20 protein-coding genes are annotated in these 21,662 nt (G+C 48.6%); 7 read left to right on the plus strand and 13 right to left on the minus strand.

Features of this window, described 5'->3' with window-relative positions:
* Positions 1-42 precede the first annotated feature (42 nt).
* The 6 genes from AKG09_RS08770 to AKG09_RS08795 all read right to left on the minus strand — a co-directional run bounded on the left by AKG09_RS08770 (position 43) and on the right by AKG09_RS08795 (position 7,417).
* Positions 43-1,554, minus strand: a complete 1,512-nt coding sequence (locus AKG09_RS08770) for a TolC family protein (protein ID WP_054619075.1) — start codon at positions 1,552-1,554, stop codon at positions 43-45.
* Positions 1,555-1,636: 82 nt separating this feature from the next.
* A complete protein-coding gene (locus AKG09_RS08775) occupies positions 1,637-2,074 on the minus strand; it encodes an META domain-containing protein (protein WP_054619076.1) in 438 nt (145 codons plus the stop codon).
* A 250-nt stretch (positions 2,075-2,324) separates the two neighbouring features.
* Positions 2,325-4,736, minus strand: coding sequence for a DUF2974 domain-containing protein (locus tag AKG09_RS08780; protein ID WP_054619077.1), 2,412 nt, complete (start codon positions 4,734-4,736; stop codon positions 2,325-2,327).
* 207 nt (positions 4,737-4,943) lie between these two features.
* Positions 4,944-5,180 (minus strand): hypothetical protein, encoded by a 237-nt coding sequence (locus AKG09_RS08785; protein WP_054619078.1) that lies wholly within the window; start codon positions 5,178-5,180, stop codon positions 4,944-4,946.
* 199 nt (positions 5,181-5,379) lie between these two features.
* Entirely contained in the window at positions 5,380-6,414 is a 1,035-nt protein-coding gene (gene purM / locus AKG09_RS08790; protein ID WP_054619079.1) for a phosphoribosylformylglycinamidine cyclo-ligase, read from the minus strand.
* 118 nt (positions 6,415-6,532) lie between these two features.
* Complete coding sequence (locus AKG09_RS08795; RefSeq protein ID WP_054619080.1) at positions 6,533-7,417, minus strand: NAD(P)H-hydrate dehydratase; 885 nt, start codon at positions 7,415-7,417, stop codon at positions 6,533-6,535.
* 99 nt (positions 7,418-7,516) lie between these two features.
* Here AKG09_RS08795 and AKG09_RS08800 point away from each other — a divergent pair, with 99 nt between their 5' ends.
* A complete protein-coding gene (locus AKG09_RS08800) occupies positions 7,517-8,173 on the plus strand; it encodes a cytochrome b/b6 domain-containing protein (RefSeq protein WP_054619081.1) in 657 nt (218 codons plus the stop codon).
* A gap of 51 nt (positions 8,174-8,224) precedes the next feature.
* On the opposite strand, the gene AKG09_RS08805 is transcribed toward AKG09_RS08800, so the two are convergent.
* The 5 genes from AKG09_RS08805 to nadE all read right to left on the minus strand — a co-directional run bounded on the left by AKG09_RS08805 (position 8,225) and on the right by nadE (position 12,565).
* Positions 8,225-8,716 carry a GNAT family N-acetyltransferase gene (locus tag AKG09_RS08805; RefSeq protein ID WP_054619082.1) on the minus strand — a complete coding sequence of 164 codons (492 nt, stop codon included), beginning with the start codon at positions 8,714-8,716 and terminating at the stop codon, positions 8,225-8,227.
* Positions 8,717-8,858: 142 nt separating this feature from the next.
* A complete protein-coding gene (locus tag AKG09_RS08810; RefSeq protein WP_054619083.1) occupies positions 8,859-10,016 on the minus strand; it encodes a 5-(carboxyamino)imidazole ribonucleotide synthase in 1,158 nt (385 codons plus the stop codon).
* A gap of 110 nt (positions 10,017-10,126) precedes the next feature.
* Positions 10,127-10,423 carry a class I ribonucleotide reductase maintenance protein YfaE gene (gene yfaE, locus AKG09_RS08815; RefSeq protein ID WP_054619084.1) on the minus strand — a complete coding sequence of 99 codons (297 nt, stop codon included), beginning with the start codon at positions 10,421-10,423 and terminating at the stop codon, positions 10,127-10,129.
* A gap of 78 nt (positions 10,424-10,501) precedes the next feature.
* Positions 10,502-11,635 carry a class Ia ribonucleoside-diphosphate reductase subunit beta gene (gene nrdB, locus AKG09_RS08820; protein WP_054619181.1) on the minus strand — a complete coding sequence of 378 codons (1,134 nt, stop codon included), beginning with the start codon at positions 11,633-11,635 and terminating at the stop codon, positions 10,502-10,504.
* Between the two features lie 138 nt (positions 11,636-11,773).
* Positions 11,774-12,565, minus strand: a complete 792-nt coding sequence (gene nadE, locus AKG09_RS08825) for an NAD(+) synthase (RefSeq protein ID WP_054619085.1) — start codon at positions 12,563-12,565, stop codon at positions 11,774-11,776.
* Positions 12,566-12,695: 130 nt separating this feature from the next.
* On the opposite strand from nadE, the gene AKG09_RS08830 reads away from it, so the two are divergent.
* From AKG09_RS08830 to AKG09_RS08840, 3 genes are all read left to right on the plus strand, one after another.
* A complete protein-coding gene (locus AKG09_RS08830; protein ID WP_197272141.1) occupies positions 12,696-13,115 on the plus strand; it encodes a gamma-butyrobetaine hydroxylase-like domain-containing protein in 420 nt (139 codons plus the stop codon).
* A 24-nt stretch (positions 13,116-13,139) separates the two neighbouring features.
* The gene (gene ubiE / locus AKG09_RS08835) at positions 13,140-13,877 is read left to right on the plus strand and encodes a bifunctional demethylmenaquinone methyltransferase/2-methoxy-6-polyprenyl-1,4-benzoquinol methylase UbiE (protein ID WP_054619087.1); all 738 of its coding nucleotides are present in this window, start codon (positions 13,140-13,142) and stop codon (positions 13,875-13,877) included.
* Between the two features lie 86 nt (positions 13,878-13,963).
* The gene (locus AKG09_RS08840) at positions 13,964-14,776 is read left to right on the plus strand and encodes a basic amino acid ABC transporter substrate-binding protein (RefSeq protein ID WP_054619088.1); all 813 of its coding nucleotides are present in this window, start codon (positions 13,964-13,966) and stop codon (positions 14,774-14,776) included.
* Between the two features lie 112 nt (positions 14,777-14,888).
* Here the strand turns inward: AKG09_RS08840 and AKG09_RS08845 are convergent, their stop codons facing one another.
* Entirely contained in the window at positions 14,889-15,386 is a 498-nt protein-coding gene (locus AKG09_RS08845; RefSeq protein ID WP_054619089.1) for an SgcJ/EcaC family oxidoreductase, read from the minus strand.
* A gap of 246 nt (positions 15,387-15,632) precedes the next feature.
* Between AKG09_RS08845 and ung the strand changes: the two genes are divergently transcribed.
* Entirely contained in the window at positions 15,633-16,292 is a 660-nt protein-coding gene (gene ung / locus AKG09_RS08850) for a uracil-DNA glycosylase (protein ID WP_054619090.1), read from the plus strand.
* Between the two features lie 89 nt (positions 16,293-16,381).
* On the plus strand, positions 16,382-18,070 hold the full coding sequence (locus tag AKG09_RS08855) for a glutamine--tRNA ligase/YqeY domain fusion protein (RefSeq protein WP_054619091.1): 1,689 nt from the start codon (positions 16,382-16,384) through the stop codon (positions 18,068-18,070).
* A 64-nt stretch (positions 18,071-18,134) separates the two neighbouring features.
* On the opposite strand, the gene trmA is transcribed toward AKG09_RS08855, so the two are convergent.
* Positions 18,135-19,223 carry a tRNA (uridine(54)-C5)-methyltransferase TrmA gene (gene trmA, locus AKG09_RS08860; protein WP_054619092.1) on the minus strand — a complete coding sequence of 363 codons (1,089 nt, stop codon included), beginning with the start codon at positions 19,221-19,223 and terminating at the stop codon, positions 18,135-18,137.
* 192 nt (positions 19,224-19,415) lie between these two features.
* Between trmA and AKG09_RS08865 the strand changes: the two genes are divergently transcribed.
* Positions 19,416-21,614, plus strand: a complete 2,199-nt coding sequence (locus AKG09_RS08865) for a TonB-dependent hemoglobin/transferrin/lactoferrin family receptor (protein WP_054619093.1) — start codon at positions 19,416-19,418, stop codon at positions 21,612-21,614.
* The last annotated feature ends 48 nt before the right edge of the window (positions 21,615-21,662 follow it).

Raw genomic sequence — 21,662 nt, forward strand, 5'->3', positions numbered from 1 at the left:
AGACAGGCATGGGTGGAGTGAATGCCTGTCTGAAAGCATGCTTTATTTCGTTATTCGGTTTTTCATCAGTAATTTTACATCGGCTTTGCGTTCGTAATCTGTCAGCCGTTCGGGCACGCCGCTGCTTTCGAGGAGCTTGGCCAAAGATTGCACATAATCATTGGCGGCTTTGGCGCGTTCTGTTTCGGCTTTGGCGAACTCTGTTTCGGCTTTCATTAAGTCGGCCACGGTGTTCACGCCTTCGCGCAGCCCGGCTTGCTTCAGGCGGAGCACTTCTTTGGCGAGGTTGACGTTGCTGCCGCGGCGGATGTAGTCGGTGCGTGCATTTTCAACGCTGCGCCAGTTTTTCTCTACCAGCAGCATAATGTTTTCGCGGAGTTCTTCATCGCTTTGTTCAGCTTGAATGATTTGCTGGGCAGAAGCATGACTCATCGCGCGTCGGTCGATTTGGCTGTATAGCGTCCAACTCATATTCACACCGGCAACCCAGCTGCCTTTTTCGCGGGTCTGATAGGCGCCAAATAAATTGACGTTGGGCATATAGCGCGCTTGCCCTGCTTTATGCATGGCTTCGGCTTGATGTTTTTTGGCGTTGACTTTTTTAAAACCGGGGTGATTTGTTAAAGCCAAATCTTGAAAGTATTCAACAGGTTCGATGGGTTTGGTAAGGATAAAAATCGGGGTGGTTTGTTTGACGGGAGCATTGCGCTTGAGCAGGCGGCGCAGAGCGGTTTCGGCGAGTATGGCATCGTTGTGCGCTTTTTCTGCCTCGCGCTTGGCGTTTTCAAACGCAGTTTGTGCTTCCAAGCGTTCAACTTTGGAGATTAAGCCTTCTTCCAAAGCACGTTTAGCGGTGTAATCGTAGCGGGAGATGGTGCGTACCGATTGATCGTGTAAGCCGGCGGCCATGCGTGCGAGCTGGGTGCCGAAATAGCGCTCAATCAGTGTGCTGTTTAATTCGTTGGCGGTAAGCAAGGTATCCGCTCCGGCCTCTTCGGCCCGGGCTTTCAACAGGTTTTTAACTGCTTTTGTGGTGCCGCCGTTGTATACCGGCCAAATGGCAATCAGCGAGGCATTGCTGGTGCTGCCGCGTTGGTCGTAAACGATTTCATCGGGTATACCTGAGGAGATGCGGTTGGCTGTGTTGCTCAGTAAAGATGAAATAGAAGGGTCGATACCGCTTAAGGCGGCGCTGTTACCGCCTCGGTCTAGGGCATGTTGTTTGATATCGTCCACATCCACATCGCCGCGTACGCGGTATTTGGATGCGGATGCGTCCAGCACTAGGCTGGGGCCGCCCAATCCTTTTGCGGCATCGCTTTGCAGCTGTCGGGCGGATTCAAAAGCTTGAGCGGCGGCAAGCTTGGGGGATTGCTGCATTAATTCCGCCCGAGCTTCTTGAAAACTTAAGGCGTTTGAGCCGGAGTGTTCTGCATTTTCCTGCTCTGTATGCGGGATAACGGGTAGCTCTTGCGCCAGTGGGGAAGCGGCTGCGCTGAGCGGAAAGGCTGCGAGAAAAGGCAGATAAACGATAGATAAAGCGGTTTTTCTCATGACGGGTGGTTTGCTGCCGGAATGCAGTGTGGTTTGTTGGTTTTAAATAAAATGTATTCTACACAATCTTTTCAGACAAGCATCAATCCCAATCTTCTGCAATGAAGCGCATGGACTTGCCTTTCGGGCTGTTTAAAATCAGCTCGTGCCCTTGAACGGTGTAGCTATGGATGCTGTTCAGTTTGCTCAGAAAGGTTTGCTCCAGCTTCATGGTTTCCGCGCAATACATGCGGGTGGCGGCTGCATTGCTGAAGCTTATTTGGCCGGCATTCATTTTTTCAGCGCTGAATATTAATTGGTTACAGCCCATATAGGCATGTATTTTGGGTAGTTTTGTCCAATCCATTGTGGCTTTGGCGTTAATCAATTGGTCGCGGCTGAAGCCTTCCATTTCGATAAGTTTCCAAATGCGTTTAACGTGTGTGCTGCTCTGAGGGGGAGCAGCGCTGCCGGATTGTTGCGGTGTAACGGTGCAGGCTGCAAGCAATAGTAGAGTTGATGCGATGAAAGGCAGTTTCATTATCCGATCCTATCTTAATGCTTGAGAAATATAGTTAATCAACACATTTACGAGGTAGCAAGGCGAAAACAGTACAGGTAGCATGACAAAGCTCAGTAACGCCGTAGTATAAAGTTAAGTTGATTGACTATTAAGAGTGATTGTACACGGATTCTTAGTGAGGATGGTTGATTCGAATCGATGAGCAATGCCTGTCTGAAAAAGCGGTTTTTCAGACAGGCATTTATATGTTTATCAACTTAATCAGGTATCAGCCTATTAAATGTTCCGAGCCGATATTGACATGATGTTCTCCGTCAAATTGCGCAAAAACAATCCCTTCTTTCGCACCTGCTTTGTGGTAAGACAAAGTTTGCTCTTGGCTATTGAAATGTAGAGATGACAATGTGTCGTTGAAAATTTCTTTATCGTTTACCAGCACATCAGACCACTTAAAGCCTTGGCTTCTGTCTTCAAATAAAGAGCGCATGCCGCTTAAATCCAAATAATCTTCTTGCGGATGGAAATCTTTAATTATATCCGCTTCGCCTTGCCGGATATCGGTTGCTTTAAAGGCAAATGTGTCGCTCCCTTCGCCGCCGATAAGCGTGTCTTTACCCAAATTGCCCCATAAATAATCATTACCCTTGCTGCCTTGCAAAGTATCGTTGCCGGAGGTGCCGTTTAGGAACGCGAGGCCTTTTGCAGCGTTTTGGGATTCGAAAGCAGACCAATCAAACCCACTGCCGGCCAAATCAAACTCTTTGCCGGAAGGCGTATACACGATTTCACCATCTAACTGATCAGCCTGCATTTCAATACCTTTTATCCCGATGATTCTGCCTTTGTCGTCTTCTGTTTGAACAATTGCAACAAAAGGGCGGTTATCCGTTTCAATTAACGGGCTGCCGGTAGTATAAGGCGTGATTCCTGCATCAGAGGCATTGGACGCCAGCTTGATTTCGATGCCGTCGGAAAAACCGTCGCCGTCGGAGTCGGCAAGGTTCGGGTTGGTGCCTATTCTATATTCTTGTATATCGGTTAAGCCGTCTTTGTCTGTATCTATATTTTGATAATGTGTGTCGGTACGGTATCCTTGGGTAAAATATTGTTGCATTTTGCTGTTTTTATTATAAAAACTAACCATGTCGTGTTTTCCCCAAGACCTTGAATCTTCGAAGAAAATAGTATTTTTGTAAGTACCAAGCGCATCACCTACCCATTCTCTTTTAATAACAAAGGGAGTGGTTTTTTTATGCTGCTCACCGTTATCCCATATATATTCTTCTAAGAGCTTTTCAGTATTTTTTTCTGCATTTTTTAAATTTTTATTCGACCAAAATTTGGCATCAATTTTTGCTGGGTTAAATAATGTATTACGAATAAAATATTCTTTTAAACTGGGCGTAGATTGAATATTGTGAGCGGCGAAATATTGGGCTAAATAACCACCTAATGAATGGCCAGTAGAATAAATTTTTTCAGGGTTAAAGTATTGAACATCATCAATGGTATATGATAAATCTTTTGCTTGAGTTGGCAGAAGGCCGAATAAAATTTTGCCATTAGCTGTCCAATCCCCCACATTGCTTGATCCGCGAAAAGCAACCACTATATTTTCATAGCCTTTTTCTGTTTTTCCATTACCGAAAATCGCATAGTCCAAACCGCTTCCTGTAATGTCACTGGAATTATGCACTTTCAATAAATGCCAATGCTGAATAAGTTCGGCAACATCTGCTTGACCATTAAATTTTTTGGAATCTCTGTTAATTTGTTCAATTACCTCTATGGATTGATCGTTGAAAATAGCCTTTAATGATGATTCATCTTCATAAGCTAAGGTGGCAAACATTCTTAAATCACGGTCGGATACATTCCAGCTGTTTGGGTAAGGGTCTTTTAAATCAATCAAACCATCACCGTCAGTATCTTTACCATAAGAAGAAATGATATTTTTGTTTAAAAAATCAGAATTGTTAGCAATATAAGTTTCTAAGGAAGTTATTTTCTCTTTTGAAGGCAATACAGTTTTGTTATGTGATTGCTGAATCGGATTAGATTCGGAGTATTTCAACATGCCTGTCTGAAAAGGGTTATCCGCACTCCCTTTGTGTGTTAGCACGCTGCCGTCTTTATATAGGATGCGGGTAGTCAAAACAACAGGCTGGATGGGCGAGGTTTCCGGTGGTGATTCGGGTTGCTGATGGGTATCGGCTTGTTCTTTATTGGAAGCCGGCGGTTGGATGTTCTGTTCGGGTATCTGCGGATTATCGGGCTGCCCGGTTTTCTTATCGTGCTTTTCAGCCGGATTTTCGGTTTTATTGTTTTTCTTCGGTGCGTCATCTCCGCCCCCGCCCCCGCCGCTTGCCAAAGCGGCGATTGCACCTAGCGCACCCAAACCGCCGAGAATTTTTGCAGCGCCGAAGCCGGAGGCTGTAGCGGGTTCAACCGACTCTACTTCCGAAGCCAGTAATACTTGGTCAGTGGGAGAGGGTTGTTCCGAGTTTGCAGAGGTTGGGGCATTAGAGGCTGCCGGGCTTTGGGGTTGGGATGGTCGTTCTTGTGTTGTATTGGTAGGAAGAAGAGGTGTTTCTTCTATTGCGTTTATGATAACTTCTTGCTCTTTTACGGTATTTTCAGAAATAGCTTGGTTGATTGGATGCAGTATTGTTTCGTTCATTTAAAAATCCCCTAAGTAAATATTTAAAGTGCTTGAGTTGATATTTTATAATATTTATTATTTCTAATAAAATTATTACTATATTTATTAAATATAAATGCGGAACTTTTATTTAAAAAACAACAATTCCGTTTAGCATAAATGCCTGTCTGAACGATATTTTCAGACAGGCATTTATATTATTTCGGGAAGTTTCATAATTTAAGCTTATTTGAAATTCAAGCGCTTCGACCATGTTTTGACAAACTCGGTCAGCTCGGTCACGCTTTCGGGCTTCAGCATCGGGCGGGCTTGTTTGGCCAGTGTTTTGGCTTCTTGCAGATTGATTTCGCCTGCACGGTAGCGCGCCCAATGGGTTTGCACGTAGTCGGACATTTGTTGCTGGTGCGTTTCCTGCGTGTGTTTGAGGATGAATTTTAAGGCTTGTTTTTCAATGATGTTCATATAGGTTTAAGTGTGATGGTTCTAGGGACAGGCCGTCTGAAAAGGTGTTTTCAGACGGCTTCTATCATAATTTTAATAACCATATCGTCATACTCGGGCTTGACCCGGGTATCTCTTTAAAGTTACCGAAAATTCGGGATACTCGGGTCAAGCCCGAGTATGACGGGCGTTAACTATATTGAGCGAAATAAGTCTGATGTTAGGCCACTTGGGTTTGATGCTCGTCGCCGTTGCGTGCGCGGATTTCGCCCAAGCGGTAAACGGTTTCGCCTTGTTCGGCTAAGAATTTTTGCACCGCGTCGGCATCTTCTTTGGCGATGATCACTACCATGCCGATGCCGCAGTTGAAGGTGCGGTACATTTCTTGTTGCGCCACATTGCCCGCTTGTTGCAGCCATTGGAACAGCTTGGGCATTTCCCACGCTTTGGCGTCGATTTGGGCAACGGTGTTTTCCGGCAGTACGCGCGGCACGTTTTCGGTGATGCCGCCGCCGGTGATGTGCGCCATGCCTTTGATGGTGAACTGTTTCAGCGCGGCGAGAATCGGTTTTACATACAGGCGGGTGGGCGCGATGATGGCTTGGCGCAGGGTTTTGCCGCCGTCAAACGGCGCGTCTAAGTCGGGTTGGTCGCGCTCGATGATTTTACGTACCAGCGAATAGCCGTTGGAGTGCGCGCCGTTGGAAGCCAAGCCCAACACCACGTCGCCGGGCACGATGCTGCGGCCGTTGATTACTTGATCTTTTTCCACTACGCCCACGGCGAAGCCGGCCAAGTCGTATTCGCCTTCGGGATACATGCCAGGCATTTCGGCGGTTTCGCCGCCGATGAGGGCGCAGCCGGATTCTTCGCAGCCTTGCGCGATGCCTTTAATCACGTCGGTAGCGCGGGCGACATCCAATTTGCCGCAGGCGAAATAGTCGAGGAAAAACAACGGCTCCGCGCCTTGCACCAAGATGTCGTTCACGCTCATGGCCACGAGGTCGATGCCGACGGTGTCGTGTTTGTCCCAATCGAAAGCGAGTTTCAGTTTGGTACCCACGCCGTCGGTGCCGGAAACAAGCACGGGGTTTTGGTATTTTTTGCTGATTTCCACCAGTGCACCGAAGCCGCCCAAATCGCCCAATACTTCGGGGCGCATGGTGCGTTTGGCAAAAGGTTTGATGTTTTCAACGAGTTGGTCGCCTGCGTCGATATCCACGCCTGCGTCGCGGTAGCTCAGTGAATCGCTCATGTCGGGTTCTTTCAGTTGATAATGAGGGTAAAAAAATCGGGCTTATTTTACCCGATTTTAACTGTGGCTTGGTTAATAATCGCTTTGCTTGAAAGGATTTTTCAGACAGGCATACGGTTTATGCTGGTGTATTAACCAAACGGTTGCGCAGCCAGCGTGCTGCCGGAGCGATTTCGCCCGAAAGCATGCCGATTTCGCCGATTTGCGAATCGCGCAATACATCGGCTGCCGCGCCGTGCAGCCATACGCCGCCGCGCACGGCTTCTCCGATTGAAATACCTTGTGCAAGCAGGGCGCCGATGATGCCGCTGAGTATGTCACCGCTGCCCGCGGTGGCAAGACCTGCGTTGCCGCTGGTGTTGGTGTAGAGTGCGGCGCCGGGTTCGGCTACCAAGCTTTGGTGGCCTTTCAATACGACGGTTGCGTTGAATGTTTCAGACAGGCATTGCACTGCGGCCACGCGGTCTGCCTGCACGGCTGCGGTAGTGCTTCCGAGCAGGCGTGCGGCTTCGGCAGGATGGGGCGTGAGCACGAGTGCGGGGTGTTCGCGGCAGGTGGCGGCCAAATTTTCATCATGGGCAACCAGAGTGAGTGCATCGGCATCAAGCAGCAAGGGGATATCGTGTGAAAGTGTGAATTGGGTGTGCAGCAGCAGGGTGGAGGATGCGTCTAAATCGAGCCCGCAGCCGACAACCCACGCTGTAATGTCGCTGCGCTTTTGTAAGTTGGCTGCGGTGGAAAGCATGATTTCCGGGCGTTCCGGAATCAGCGGCATGGGCAGTGCGCTTTGGTTGAAACCTGCCCAAACTTTGCCGCAGCCGCTGTAAATTGCGGCTTCTGCGGCCAGCACTACGGCGCCGCTCATGCCTGCCGCGCCGCCGATGATGCCCAGTGTGCCGTGGGTGCCTTTGTGGCTGTCGACCGCGCGCGCTTTGAAAATATTGGGAAATTGTTTGGCCGGTTGGATAAAACGGGTGAGGTCGGTATGGTAAAGTTCCGGCATGGCAGCTCCTCGGAAAAATGAGTACAATCGGGCTTACACGCTTTCAAGCGGGCATTGAATGCCTGTCTGAAAAACACAAACCAATATGGATATTTTATTATGAAACAGAAATTAAAAGTATGGGATTTGCCCACGCGGCTGTTCCATTGGCTGCTGGTGGTGTCGATTGCTTTTATGTGGTACAGCGGCGAGCAGGGTGGCGACATCATGGCTTGGCATTTGCGCTGCGGCGTGTTTATTTTAGGATTGATTGTGTTCCGCATCTGCTGGGGCATCTGGGGCAGCGATACTGCGCGTTTTGTCCAATTTTTCAAGCCGTGGCAGATTGGCCGCTATTTGAAAGGCAGCTTGAACGAGAATGAACAGCCCGGGCATAATCCGCTGGGCGCGCTGATGGTGGTGGCGCTGATTGGTGCGGTGTTGTTTCAGGTGGTAACGGGTTTGCTTTCCAGTGATGAAAACGCGTTTCTCTACAATGGTTATTTAAGTGGCCTTGCCGGCAGCGCCAGCGCAGATTTCCGTAAGCTGCATATACAGTTTTTTGATTTGCTGCTGATTTTAATCGGCGTGCATGTATTTACGGTGTTGCTGTATAAGTTTGTGAAAAAGCACAATCTCATTACGCCGATGCTGACCGGCTATAAATATCTGGAAGGCAAATTGCCTGTTTTGAAGTTTGCCGGAGCAGGCAAATTTTTGGTGGCTCTGGCGATTGCGGCGGCTGCGGTGTGTGCGGTGGTGTTTGCGGGAGCGTGATAAATATGCGGAAATGCCTGTCTGAAAATGTTTCAGACAGGCATTTTTTATTTAATAATCATTTAAATACTTACGCATCAATTCGCATTCCACCGACACTTCCAAGTTTAAAGGCAAAATGGCAGAGCCGAGGGAGCGGTAGCCATTGATATGGTAAAAACCGACTGAGTTTAGTGAGGCATACAGTTTCAAAAAGCCCAGCCCGGATTGGGCTGCCAGCGATTCGGCGCGGTTGAGCAGAGCAGTGCCGAGGCCGCGGTTGTGCAGGAAAGGGTGCACATAGAGCGCATCAAGCTGGGATTGTACTAAATCTACTTGAAAAAAGCCTCGGATCCGCCGCTGGTATTCGATAACCCAAAGGGCTTTGTTGTCATTATTCAGGGCTTCCTGATAGCTTTCGGGATGCAGCAGTTTGCTCCATGCTTCAAGCACGCGCCGGTCATAGCAGCGTTCGCAAGTGTATTGCACGGAAAAGCGGTGGGTGGTGTAGATGGCTTCGCAGTCATCCGGTAGAGCGGGGCGGAGTACGGTTAACAGGCTCATGATTTGTCTGGATAGAGGCGTAATGTAATGGTGTTTGGAAAATGTGTTATGGCGCGCGTTGCGCGCAGAGGGTTTTATTGTAATAGAAATAAAGATTTAGGCAAAGAATGCCTGTCTGAAAGTTTTCAGACAGGCATGTGCTTTACCGGGCGTATTTATCAGTTAAAGAAGCATGCAATTGTTTGGCTGCTTCAAATGCGGCGTCGGCATCCGCGCCCAATACGGTAAAGTGCCCCATCTTACGGCCGATACGGGCGCTTTTTTTGCCGTAAAGATGTAGATGGGCACGGGTATTGTTCATCAAGGGCAACCAGTTGGGTTCGCTGCCGTTTTCGCCCCAAACGTCGCCTAAAATATTGGCCATGCAGCAGGAAGCAAGCAATCGGGTATTTGCGGGCGGCAGCTTGCACATGATGCGCACTTGCTGATGAAATTGGCTTGCTGCGCAGGCATCTATGGTATGGTGGCCGGAATTGTGCGGGCGAGGGGCGATTTCGTTGATGATGAGTTCGTGTGTGTCGCCGACCACGAAAATTTCTACCGCTAATACACCGACATAATCCAATTCATCAGCCAACCGCCGCGCCATCTCTTGCGCTTGTTGCTGCACATCGGCGCTTAAACGGGCGGGTACGATGGAATAAGCGAGAATGCCGTTTTCATGGATGTTTTCTGCGGGGTCGAACGTACACACATTTTCATGGTTCAAACGGCAGACAACCACGGAAATTTCACCGCGTAAATCAACCATTTTTTCCAGTACGCAATCTACCTTGCCCTGATCGGCAAAAGCTGCCCGTAGTTCTTCCAGCGTTTTCACGCGTATCTGGCCTTTGCCATCATAGCCTAGCGTGGCGGTTTTGAGTATGCCGGGTAGGTATTGCGCGCTGGCTTCGGTGATGTCTTCTTCCCGGCGGATGGCTTGGTAAGGCGCGGTTTGCAGGCCGGCTTTGCGTATCCAGCTTTTTTCTTGGATGCGGTTTTGTGCGATGGCAACGCAGTCGCCGCTGGGCGAAACGGTTGTGTGTTTTGCCAGAAAGCGCATGGCATCGGCGTTGACGTTTTCAAATTCGGTGGTTACAGCGGCGCATTGTGCCAATTCGTTTAAGGCTGCTTGGTCATCGAAAGCGGCACACAAATGCCTGTCTGAAAATTCGGCGGCCGGTGCACTTGGGTCGGGATCGAGCACGGTTACCCGGTAGCCCATGGTTTTGGCTGCGATGGTAAACATGCGCCCAAGCTGGCCGCCGCCGAGTATGCCGAGCATGGCAGGAGGAAGAATGGGTTGGTCGGTGTTCATTTTGTGTAAAACGCTTACATCAGGTAGGGTGGTTAATAGGCTTGTTTAATGTGTTTGTGTCGGTTGTTGCTTGTGCAATGCCTGTCTGAAAAAGTTTCAGACAGGCATTTTTATTCATTAAACAAATCTTGTTCAAACAGATCAGGCTCTTCCATTTTGCTGTTGCAATCGAGGCGTATGGGTTCGTCGACGCGGCAGCAGCAGGGCAGGATTTCGCCGGGTGCGACAAAAGCCAACGGAAAATCCGGGTAACTTACTTTGCCCGACAGGATTTTGACGCGGCAGGAGCCGCAATAGCCGCTGCGGCATTGGTATTCGACTTCGTGACCTGTGCGCTCCAAACCTTCGAGCAGGGTTTCATGCTCCTGCAATTCAAAAGCTTTATCGTTGGTGGTAATCAATGGCATGAAGGAATAACCTGAAAAATCAAAGCCGTTTCAAGCTAATGGCGAAACGGCATTGTATATAAAGCTTAAAGCGGGCGGTTATAATTCAAAGTCGCCCAAATCTTCAGCCTTCACTTCTGCATCAATCTGGCCGATCAGGTAAGAGCTGATTTCCACTTCCTGCGGTGCAACTTGCACGTTATCGGACGAGAGCCATGCGTTAATCCACGGAATCGGGTTCTGATTGGAGCCGACGAAAGCCGGACGCAGGCCTACGGCAGTCATGCGCAGGTTAGTGATGTATTCGATATACTGGCCGAGAATATCTTTATTCAGGCCGATCATAGAGCCGTCTTTAAACAGATATTCGGCCCACTCTTTTTCCTGCACGGCAGCTTTTTTAAATAATTCGAAGCAGTCTTCTTCCAATTCGGCAGCAATTTGCGCCATTTCAGGGTCGTCCGAACCGCTGCGCATCAGGTTGAGCATGTGTTGCGTGCTGGTTAAGTGCAAGGCTTCATCGCGCGCGATTAGTTTGATGATTTTTGCATTGCCTTCCATCAATTCACGCTCGGCAAAAGCAAACGAGCAGGCGAACGATACATAAAAGCGGATGGCTTCCAATACGTTGACACACATTAGACACAAGTAAAGCTTTTTCTTCAGTTCGCGCTTGCTAACGGTAACGGTTTTGCCGTTTACCTGATGCGAACCTTCGCCTAACAGGTTGTAATATTGTGTGTATTCAATTAAATCATCATAGTAACATGCGATGTCTTCCGCGCGGGCGATGATGTATTTGTTTTGCACAATATCGTCAAAAATGATTGACGGGTTGTTGACGATATTGCGGATGATATGGGTATAGCTGCGTGAATGGATGGTTTCGGAAAACGACCAGGTTTCAATCCAAGTTTCCAATTCAGGCAGGGAAACCAGCGGCAGCAAAGCCACATTCGGGCTACGGCCTTGAATGGAATCAAGCAGGGTTTGATATTTTAAGTTGCTGATAAATATATGTTTTTCGTGGTCGGGCAGGTTTTGGTAATCGATGCGGTCGCGCGATACGTCGATTTCTTCCGGCCGCCAGAAAAAAGATAGCTGTTTTTCAATCAGCTTTTCAAATACTTCATATTTTTGTTGGTCATAGCGAGCCACATTCACAGGCTGGCCGAAAAACATCGGCTCTTGTAAGGCGTCGTTTTTCTCTTTGCTGAATGTGCTGTAAGCCATTACCAGGTGCTCGCAAGACATGTTGAACTCTTCAAAAAATAAATAACAAATTAAGGCGAGTATTCTACCTTAAATTTAATTGGTTTTTAAGTGCGGTTATATGAAAAAAATGACGTTTCAGGTAGGCTTTGTTTGAATCTAACCCAATAATTCTTCAGGAATTTTACATACCGGGATGGGCTGAACTTTATGCTGCATGGCCTTATGCAAACGCGTGTAAATTTCCAACACTTCTCGTTTACGTCCTTGAAAATCTTCAGGCTTGTGTGAATCGTATACGCTCATAGCCCATTCCAACTCGGGATAGCTTGCCCCCATTTGTTGCTCGTCGGTACGTTCTTCATCCCACAGGCCGTCGGTGGGTATGGCCCGTTGGATGGAATCGACAATGTTTAATTCTTTAGCCAAACCGTAAACCTGGGTTTTCAGTAAATCGCCGATCGGGCTGATGTCCACGCCGCCGTCGCCGTATTTGGTAAAAAAGCCTACACCAAAGTCTTCTACTTTGTTGCCGGTGCCGGCAACCAGAAGCTGGTTAATTTGACCGTAATAATAAAGCGTGAGCATACGCAGGCGGGCGCGGCTGTTGGCAAAAGCAAGATCGCGGGCGGGGTAATCAGCAGCATCCACGTTAACTGTTTTTTCGAATGCTTCAAACGCGGGAGTTAAGTCCACCCGCATGGCGCGCACGTTGTCAAACTTGCTTTGTAAATCGGCGATGTGCTCTTGCGCGCGGTCTATTTGATCGGTTTTTTGCCTGATCGGCATTTCCAAAAGCAATACGTCCAGCCTTGTTCTTGCTGCCAAAGCGGATACCACGGCCGAATCAATACCGCCGGAAATACCTACGACAAAACCTTTCGCGCGGGCTTTGGTTGCGTAATCGGAAAGCCAGTTGGTGATATGCTGGATAACGAATTGATATTTCATGATATTCCTTTGAATTGGCAAGATGGGCATTGCGTTAATATAAACCTTTCGCGCGCGTATGAAAATAAAATTCTTTCAGACAGGCATAGTTAAACTTATAATGCCTGTCTGAATCTGAAAAATGCGAATTATGAAGCATCCTGTTCCTGAAGAAATCCGCTTGCAAAAAGATAAAAATGCGCTGGTTTTGGTATACGGTAGCGAGGTGAAAAAGCTGCCGGCCGAATATTTGCGCGTTTACTCGCCCAGCGCGGAAGTGCGCGGTCATGCGCCGGGGCAGGAAACTTTGCAGACGGGTAAAATAAACGTTTGTATTGCGGGTTTGGAGCCGGTTGGTCAGTATGCATTAAAAATTATTTTCAGCGACGGCCACGACAGCGGTTTGTATGACTGGGATTATTTATATCAACTGGCTTGCGAATACGATACAATGTGGGCCGATTATTTGCGCCGGCTTGAGGCGGCGGGTGCTTCACGGGAAGCATCAACGGAAAGCCTGTCTGAAAAAAATGCAAACGGCTGTGCTTCGGGCGGCTGCGGCAAACATTAACCAAATCAAACGGAAACCAAAAGCATGAGCGATAACAAAACCCATTTCGGCTATAAAACGGTTGATGAAAGCGAAAAAGCAGGCAAAGTGGCCGAAGTGTTCCACTCAGTGGCGAAAAACTACGACATTATGAACGATGTGATGTCCGGCGGCCTGCACCGTGTTTGGAAGCATTTCACAATCAACACCGCACGTTTGAAAAAAGGCGATAAAGTGTTGGATATTGCAGGAGGAACGGGTGATTTGTCGCGAGGCTGGGCAAAACGCGTGGGTAAAGAAGGCGAAGTGTGGCTGACTGATATCAATTCGTCTATGCTCAGCGTCGGCCGCGACCGCCTGTTGAATGAGGGCTTGATTTTACCTGTGTCTTTGGCCGATGCGGAGAAGCTGCCTTTTCCTGATAATTATTTCAATTTGGTTTCCGTGGCTTTCGGTTTGCGTAATATGACGCATAAAGATGCTGCGTTGAAAGAAATGTATCGCGTGCTCAAACCGGGCGGCACGCTTTTGGTGCTGGAATTTTCCAAAGTATTCAAACCATTGGCTCCTGCTTATGATTTGTATTCGTTCAAACTTTTGCCGCTGATGGGCAAGGTGATTGCCAAAGATGCCGACAGTTATCAATACTTGGCGGAATCCATCCGGATGCATCCCGATCAGGAAACCTTGAAGCAAATGATGTATGACGCAGGTTTCGATAGCGTGGATTACCATAATATGAGTGCAGGCATCGTTGCTTTGCATAAAGGCGTGAAATTCTGATTCCCTTAATAAAATGCCTGTCTGAAAAGTGTGTGTTTTCAGACAGGCATCATGATAAATATTGAATCTTATAATGAAAGAGAACCATGATTAAAAAAGCTACCCTATTAGCATCTTTAACCGCAGCACTCATGCTCGGCGCTTGTTCGAAAGACAATGGGCAAAACGCTGCCGAGGCCGGTCAGAAAACTTATATCGTTGCGACCGATGCGTCTTACGCGCCTTTTGAATATATGGAGAATAATCAGGTTATCGGTTTCTCTCACGATATCTTGAAAGCAGCAGGCGAAAAAGAAGGCATTAAATTTGAATTCGTCAACACGCCGTTTGAAGGCATTTTTGCCAACGTAGGTAAAGGCGACAGTGATGTGGCGTTGGCCAGCATCACTATTACCGAAGAGCGCAAGCAGCAAGTGGATTTTACCGATCCTTATTTTGAAGCCACTCAGATGATTGTTACCGCCGAGAAAGGTAGCGATATTAAGTCTTTCAAAGATTTGAAAAAACGCAGCGTATCCGTTCAAACCGGCACAACTGCTGATTTGATTTTGCAAGATTTGCAAGGTAAAGACAGCGCAAATATCAAACGCTTCGAAACCATGCCTTTGGCATTTAAAGAGTTGGAAGCGGGCGGGGTAGATGCGACCGTGGGCGATAACGGCGTGGTTCAAAACTTTGTATCCAATAACCCGGGTAAAAAATACCGCATGTTTATTGATCCGGAGTTTCCGAAAGAGCAATACGGCTTTGCGCTTAAAAAAGGCCGCGATGACGGCTTGCGCGAAAAAATCAACAAAGGCTTGGCTGCTATTAAGGCAGACGGCACTTATGCCAATATCGAAGCCAAATGGTTTAAGCAGGATGAAGCCGTTGCAGCATCGGCAGCTTCTGCAAAATAAAATATGATATCGCTGTGAAGCAAATATTAAGTTTTATAGCGATAATCATTAAACAATGCCTGTCTGAATAATTTCAGACAGGCATTGTTGCTACCTCGAATCAAGAAACCGGTTAGTGTTTCTTACCTTTGGCACCGGTTGTTTTTTCAGGCATCAGGGATGAATGGTGTGATGAAATCAGCCATTTGTTGCCGTCCCATCTGTAAGTGAACGTATAACGACCGGGGGCTGATGAACCGTCGGCAAACGTAAATGTATATAAGCCGTTATCTTTGGCTACGTTACAGCCGATTTGGATATGGCTCATATCGATTTTGCCGACTGGTTTTTTCTCTAAGAAGTGTTTGAAATAATCTTCTTTTTCAGCTTGTGTCAGGCGGGGTTTGTTGGAGAGTGTCGGCAGCAAGATGCCGTCTTCGGCATAATTCTCCACCACTTTTTTCGGATCTCTGGTTTGCAGCGAGTTATTCCAGCGGTCGAATAAAGCCGCGATTTCTTCTTTAGTAGTTTGTTTGCAGGAATGTTCGGCAACCGGGGCTTTTTTATCGAAAACCGAGCAGGCCGACAATGCAGTAGATGCTACCAAAGCGGCTAACATGTGTAGTTTCATATTATTCTCCTTTGTAAGTTAATAGAATGACAGGAAAAATTATTTTTTATATTTTATATATTTAAAAATACATTGCTTGAGCAGTTTAGAGGGCGGAGGCAGTATTTTGTTCCTGAACTTATACTAAATGATTAATAGAATGTAATGTTTAGGTTAAGTGTTGGGTAAATGAATTGCCGGAATCATTTTCAGACAGGCATAGCTTTTGTTATAGTGCAGGCTGTTTTTGATTTATATGGAATATTTATGCAGACTTGGAAAGAAGCGATTGGGTCAGAAAAAGAAGCACCTTATTTCCAACATATTTTGAACACGGTGAAAGCTGAGCGGCAGGCTGGGCAGATTGTTTATCCGCCGGCAAACGATGTGTTTAATGCGTTTAAAGCCACGGAATTTGACCAAGTAAAAATCGTGATCCTGGGGCAAGATCCGTATCATGGCGCCGGGCAGGCGCACGGCTTGGCTTTTTCGGTGCGGCCTGAAGTGCAGATACCGCCTTCTTTGCAAAATATTTATAAAGAGCTGGCGGCCGATATTGAAGGCTTTCAGATTCCCCGGCACGGTTATCTGCAAAAATGGGCGGAGCAGGGCGTATTGCTGCTCAATACCGTGTTAACCGTGCGCGCAGGGCAGGCGCATTCGCATGCTTCATTGGGTTGGGAGCAGTTTACCGATTGCGTGATTCACCGCCTGAATGATCAGCGCGAGCATCTTGTATTTATGCTTTGGGGCAGCCACGCACAAAAGAAAGGCGCATTCATCGACCGAAACCGCCATCTGGTTTTGACTGCGCCTCACCCGTCGCCCCTTTCCGCACACCGAGGCTTTTTGGGTTGCCGCCACTTTTCCCAAGCCAATGCTTATCTGGAAGCACACGGCCAAACGCCCATAGAATGGCAGATTTAAGGTACAATTGAATCCTTTCCATATCTTGTTTTCAGACAGGCATTGCATAAAGTATATGCCTGTCTGAAAAAATCAAAGGCTACCGCAAAATGATGAATAAAGACCAATTTGCCGATAACCACTTTATCCGCACCATTATTGACGAAGACCTCAAAAGCGGCAAGCACACCGCCATCCAAACCCGTTTTCCGCCTGAACCGAACGGCTATCTGCATATCGGCCACGCCAAATCCATCTGCCTGAACTTCGGTTTGGCCTATATTTACGACGGCCTGTGCAATCTGCGTTTCGACGACACCAACCCCGAAAAAGAAAATCAAGAATACGTTGATTCGATTAAAGAAGACGTGCAATGGCTGGGTTTCAAATGGGCGGGCGAGCCGCGCTATGCTTCCGATTATTTCGACCAACTGTTCGATTACGCTGTCGGCCTGATTAAAGACGGCAAAGCTTATGTGGACGACCTAACCGCCGAAGAAATGCGCGAATACCGCGGCACGCTCACCGAGCCGGGCAAAAACAGTCCCTACCGCGACCGCAGCGTCGAAGAAAACCTCGATTTGTTCATGCGCATGAAAAACGGCGAATTTCCCGACGGCAGCAAAACCCTGCGCCTGAAAATCGACATGGCCGCAGGCAACGTAAACCTGCGAGATCCGGTAATTTACCGCATCCGTCGTGCGCATCACCACAACACCGGCGACAAGTGGTGCATCTACCCGATGTACGACTACACCCATGCCATTTCCGATGCCATCGAAAAAATCACCCATTCGCTGTGTACGCTTGAATTTGAAGCTCACCGCCCGCTGTATGACTGGGTGCTTGACAACATTCCGATTGATAACCACCCGCGCCAATACGAGTTTTCCCGTTTGGAATTGCTGTACTCCATCACATCCAAACGCAAACTGAACCAGCTGGTTTCAGACGGCCACGTTTCAGGCTGGAACGACCCGCGTATGCCCACCATCTCCGGCATGCGCCGTCGCGGCTACACGCCCGAAGGCCTGCGTCTGTTTGCCAAGCGTGTCGGCATTTCCAAATCTGAAAACGTGGTGGATATGAGCGTATTGGAAGGGGCGGTTCGCGAAGAGCTGGAAGATTCCGCCCCGCGCATGATGGCCGTCTTAAACCCGATTAAGGTTACGCTCACCAATTTTGAAGCAGGCAAAACTCAAAGCCGCAGCGCGCCTTACCACCCGCATCACGAAGAAATGGGCGAGCGCGAAGTACCCATTAGCCAAACCCTGTATATCGAAGCCGACGATTTCAGCGAGAATCCGCCTAAAGGCTGGCAGCGCCTCACACTCGGCGGAGAAGTACGCCTGCGTTACAGCTATGTGATTAAGTGCGAGGAAGTGGTGAAAGATGAAAACGGCAATGTAGTCGAACTCAAATGCAGCATTGACCACGATACGCTGGGCAAGAAGCCGGAAGGCCGTAAAGTGAAAGGCGTGATTCACTGGCTTTCCGCCGAACATGCCGTACCCGCTACCGTACGCCTGTACGACCGCCTGTTTATCGAGCCGCGCCCGGATGCCGTTCGCGGTGAAGACGGCGAATACCTGCCGTTTACCGATTTCCTCAACCCTGAGTCTATGAAGGAAATCACTGCTTATGTCGAGCCGGTTGCGGATACTTTAGAACCTGAAAGCCGCTGGCAATTTGAGCGTTTGGGCTATTTCGTTACCGACCGTTATGACCACAGCAAAGAAAAACCGGTATTCAACCGCACCGTGGCTTTGAAAGACACTTGGCAAGCTAAAGAAGCTTAAACAGGATGGAATGAACAGATGCCTGTCTGAAAACTTTTTCAGACAGGCATCTTTATTTATTGTTTCAACGTTTCTTCAACAACACACCGCTTTCAATATGATGGGTAAACGGAAATTGGTCAAACAAAGCAAAACGTACCGGAATGTGGGTTTTGCATAATTGGTTTAAGTTGTTGTGCAGCGTTTCGGGGTTGCACGAAATATAGATTACATTATCAAATTGTGCAACCAGTTTCAGCGTTTCCTCATCTACTCCGGCACGAGGCGGATCGATGAAAATGGTTGAAAAATCATAAGATTGTAAATCAATATTCTGCTCTTGCAAGCGTCGGAATGTGCGGGAGCAGGTGTAGGCTTCAGTAAATTCTTCTGCGGAAAGGCGGGCAATGGAGATGTTGGCAGCGCCGTTGGCTTCGATATTCCATTGCGCCGCCTGCACGGATGTTTTGGATACTTCAGTGGCCAATACACGGCGGAACTGGTCGGCCAGAGGTAGGGTGAAATTGCCGTTGCCGCAATAAAGTTCCAGCAAATCGCCGCCTAAGCCGTTGGCAGTATTGCATGCCCATTCCAACATTTTTTCACACACAAAGGCATTGGGCTGGGTAAAGCTGCCTTCGGTTTGGCGGTATACAAAAGTCTTGCCGCCAACGCTTAATTTTTCGGTAACAAAATCTTGCGATAAAACGATTTTCTGACCGCGGCTGCGCCCGATAATGAAAATGCCGAGTTTGTTTTGTAAGGCTTCCGCTGTGGTTTGCCATTGATCATCCAGTTTTTTGTGATAAATCAGGCTAACCAGCATTTCTCCACTTAATGTTGATAAAAATTCACACTGGTATAAGCGGGTTTGTAATACGGGAGATTGTTTGATTTCCGCCAGGAGCACAGGCATCAATTCGTTGATGGTTGTATATGCCGGTGGAAATTGTTCCAGCCGGATTAACGATGCGGAAGAAGCTTTTTGTCCGCGCTCAAACATGGCATAGCAAATGTCATCACCTTCATGCCAAATGCGGAATTCCGAGCGCATACGGTAATGTTGCTCGGGCGAAGCATAGATTTCCAGCTCGGGTATGGCCAGATTTTTAAACAAATCGCGCAAATAGGCGGATTTTTCAGCTAATTGCTGCTGGTAATCCTGATCGGGCATGATGGGTACTTCCTTAATAAAAAACCTTGCTATTTTACCCGAATCTTAATCTTCCCGTTGTTCTCTATTATTCATCAAAACAAAGCTTTGCTTTTCAGACAGGAATTTGCATTTTCTAAAGCTTGCATTTTCTTACAAAGAATTATATAAATAATAATTATTTTTAATAATATTAAAATCAAGGATTACAAAATGTATTTGAAAAAAACAGTGCAGTTGATTGCATTGGCTTTTACTGCACCAATAGTGTATGCAAACGGGCAAACCGTTGAAGTAAAAACCGTTACCGTAACCGCCGACCGCAACGCGCAAAATTTAGACAAAGCCGCGCCGAATGTGGCGGTGATTTCGCGCCAAGAGTTGAATCGGGCGGCTGCGGCTGATTTGGATGATTTAGTGCTGTACAAGCCGGGCGTAGATGTGCCGACCGACAACAACCGCCGCGGCAATGCGGGGGTGAATATCCGCGGTATCGGCGGCAACCGTATTCTGATGATGGTGGACGGCATCCGCATTCCCGAAGCGTATGCGGGCGGCGGAAGCAATGCGGCGGTTTCCGGCCGCGATTTGGTGGAAGCCGATACTTTGAAGCAGGTGGATATTGTGAAAGGCCCGTATTCCGCACTGTATGGCAGCGATGCCTTGGGCGGCGTGGTGAATCTTTCCACTTATTCGCCTGCTGATTTTGTGGATGCCGAAAAACCTTTCCACTTCGGCTTGAAACACAGCTACCGCAGCCGCGACCGCAGCCACGGCGTGACTGCGTCGGCAGCAGGTTATGCGCAAAACGCACAGGGTTTGCTGATGCTGACCCGCCGCCAAGGCCATGAAAGCAAAAACCGCGGCAGCGTCGATACGCGCAACGGCAGCCGTACCAAACCGAATCCGCAAGATTTCCGCAGTTACAATATCTTAGCCAAAGGCGATGCGGGCAATGAAAACCACCGCGTAGAAGCCTTATTCGAGCATTTTTACCGCAAGAAAGAAACCGATTTGCTGAACACTTTGGGCACGGGTGCGCCGCGCGGCCCGCGGGTAACCACAACGACAGCCAGTTCGTCGGACGACCGCGCCCGCCGCCAGCGTATTGAATTGGGCTACCGCTACCGCGGCGACTCCGCCTTGAAAGAAGCCAATATTTACGTTTACCGGCAAAGGCTGAAATCGGAAGACGATGCGGTTACTGATGAAACCGCCCGCATGGCCGGACGCATCACTGAAGACGGCATCCGCTATTCCGATTACGGTTTCAACCAAACCACCCAAGGCATCAATACCCGCGGCGTGTTTGAAGCCGATACAGGCCGTCTGAAACACACCATTGTGGCGGGCGCGGAATTCAAACAAACCGACACGGAGCGTCCGCGCGACAGCACCACGGTTGGCCGCGACGGCAGCATCAGCAAAATGTATGCCGGCGCGCTGTATCCGAACAAAACCTTCCCCGATTCGCGCCGCCGCACCGTCAGCCTTTATGCGCAAGACAGCTTGGCGTTTCCCAACGGCATCGTGCTGACGCCGGCCTTGCGTTTCGAGCATGAAAAGCTCAAACCGCAAATCGATCAAGCCTATCTGAACAGCAGGCCCGACAGCCTGCCGAAAGATTTCAGCGACAGTTCGTTTACGCCCAGTCTGCGTTTGAGCGTGCCGTTCGGTGAGGCGTTTACCGGCTTTGCCACTTATTCGCGCGGCTTCCGCACGCCGCCGTTTGATACGGCCACTATGTCGTTCAACAACAGCCAGCACGGCTATAAAGTGATTCCGAACAACAACTTGAAATCGGAACATTCCGACAGCGTCGAGCTGGGCTTTAAATATAAAGACGAGCGCACCAAAGCGCAGGTAACCACCTTCTATAACCGTTACCGCGATTTTATCAGCCGCAAGCAGGTCGGAGTTGAGCAGGGCGCAGGCGGCCGCCCGATCAATGTGTTCAAATACGACAATCTGGACAAAGTAAAAACCTACGGCATCGAAGCCGCTGCGGCTGTGAAATTCGGCGACAACTGGCAACTCGGCAGCAGCATCGCTTGGATGCGCGGCAAAGACGGCGAAGGCAAACCGCTGGACACCGCTTATCCGCTCAACGGCGTGATCGGTTTGGACTACGCTCAAGAGAAATGGGGCGCAGGCACCAAATTGCGCTGGGCGAGAGCGCAAAACCGCACCAGCGATGCCAGCTATTTCAAAACGCCCGGCTACGGCGTTTGGGATGCAGGCGTTTGGTACAAACCGCTTAAAAATCTAGAGCTTGGCCTGAATATATATAACATTGCCAACAAAAAATACTGGCAGCATGCCGATGTGGCGGGCGTAGCGGACACCGGCACTATGGATACCTACACCCAGCCCGGCCGCAATGTGGCTGCTTCGTTACAGCTGAAGTTTTAAACACATTTTTTCAGACGGCCTCGGTGTTAGGTTTCAGACAGGCCGTCT

This window comes from Neisseria sp. 83E34 (assembly GCF_001308015.1).
Taxonomy (GTDB): Bacteria; Pseudomonadota; Gammaproteobacteria; order Burkholderiales; family Neisseriaceae; genus Neisseria.

Excerpts from the sequence above, each read along its gene's own strand:
- ung (WP_054619090.1), top strand. The coding sequence starts at position 15,633 with ATGCAGACTTGGAAAGAAGCGATTGGGTCAGAAAAAGAAGCACCTTAT.
- AKG09_RS08800 (WP_054619081.1), top strand. The coding sequence starts at position 7,517 with ATGAAACAGAAATTAAAAGTATGGGATTTGCCCACGCGGCTGTTCCAT.
- AKG09_RS08865 (WP_054619093.1), top strand. The coding sequence starts at position 19,416 with ATGTATTTGAAAAAAACAGTGCAGTTGATTGCATTGGCTTTTACTGCA.
- AKG09_RS08855 (WP_054619091.1), top strand. The coding sequence starts at position 16,382 with ATGATGAATAAAGACCAATTTGCCGATAACCACTTTATCCGCACCATT.
- AKG09_RS08795 (WP_054619080.1), bottom strand. The coding sequence starts at position 7,417 with ATGCCGGAACTTTACCATACCGACCTCACCCGTTTTATCCAACCGGCC.
- purM (WP_054619079.1), bottom strand. The coding sequence starts at position 6,414 with ATGAGCGATTCACTGAGCTACCGCGACGCAGGCGTGGATATCGACGCA.
- trmA (WP_054619092.1), bottom strand. The coding sequence starts at position 19,223 with ATGCCCGATCAGGATTACCAGCAGCAATTAGCTGAAAAATCCGCCTAT.
- AKG09_RS08810 (WP_054619083.1), bottom strand. The coding sequence starts at position 10,016 with ATGAACACCGACCAACCCATTCTTCCTCCTGCCATGCTCGGCATACTC.
- AKG09_RS08840 (WP_054619088.1), top strand. The coding sequence starts at position 13,964 with ATGATTAAAAAAGCTACCCTATTAGCATCTTTAACCGCAGCACTCATG.
- AKG09_RS08770 (WP_054619075.1), bottom strand. The coding sequence starts at position 1,554 with ATGAGAAAAACCGCTTTATCTATCGTTTATCTGCCTTTTCTCGCAGCC.
- nadE (WP_054619085.1), bottom strand. The coding sequence starts at position 12,565 with ATGAAATATCAATTCGTTATCCAGCATATCACCAACTGGCTTTCCGAT.
- AKG09_RS08805 (WP_054619082.1), bottom strand. The coding sequence starts at position 8,716 with ATGAGCCTGTTAACCGTACTCCGCCCCGCTCTACCGGATGACTGCGAA.
- AKG09_RS08830 (WP_197272141.1), top strand. The coding sequence starts at position 12,696 with ATGAAGCATCCTGTTCCTGAAGAAATCCGCTTGCAAAAAGATAAAAAT.
- ubiE (WP_054619087.1), top strand. The coding sequence starts at position 13,140 with ATGAGCGATAACAAAACCCATTTCGGCTATAAAACGGTTGATGAAAGC.
- AKG09_RS08775 (WP_054619076.1), bottom strand. The coding sequence starts at position 2,074 with ATGAAACTGCCTTTCATCGCATCAACTCTACTATTGCTTGCAGCCTGC.
- AKG09_RS08845 (WP_054619089.1), bottom strand. The coding sequence starts at position 15,386 with ATGAAACTACACATGTTAGCCGCTTTGGTAGCATCTACTGCATTGTCG.
- AKG09_RS08785 (WP_054619078.1), bottom strand. The coding sequence starts at position 5,180 with ATGAACATCATTGAAAAACAAGCCTTAAAATTCATCCTCAAACACACG.
- yfaE (WP_054619084.1), bottom strand. The coding sequence starts at position 10,423 with ATGCCATTGATTACCACCAACGATAAAGCTTTTGAATTGCAGGAGCAT.
- nrdB (WP_054619181.1), bottom strand. The coding sequence starts at position 11,635 with ATGGCTTACAGCACATTCAGCAAAGAGAAAAACGACGCCTTACAAGAG.
- AKG09_RS08780 (WP_054619077.1), bottom strand. The coding sequence starts at position 4,736 with ATGAACGAAACAATACTGCATCCAATCAACCAAGCTATTTCTGAAAAT.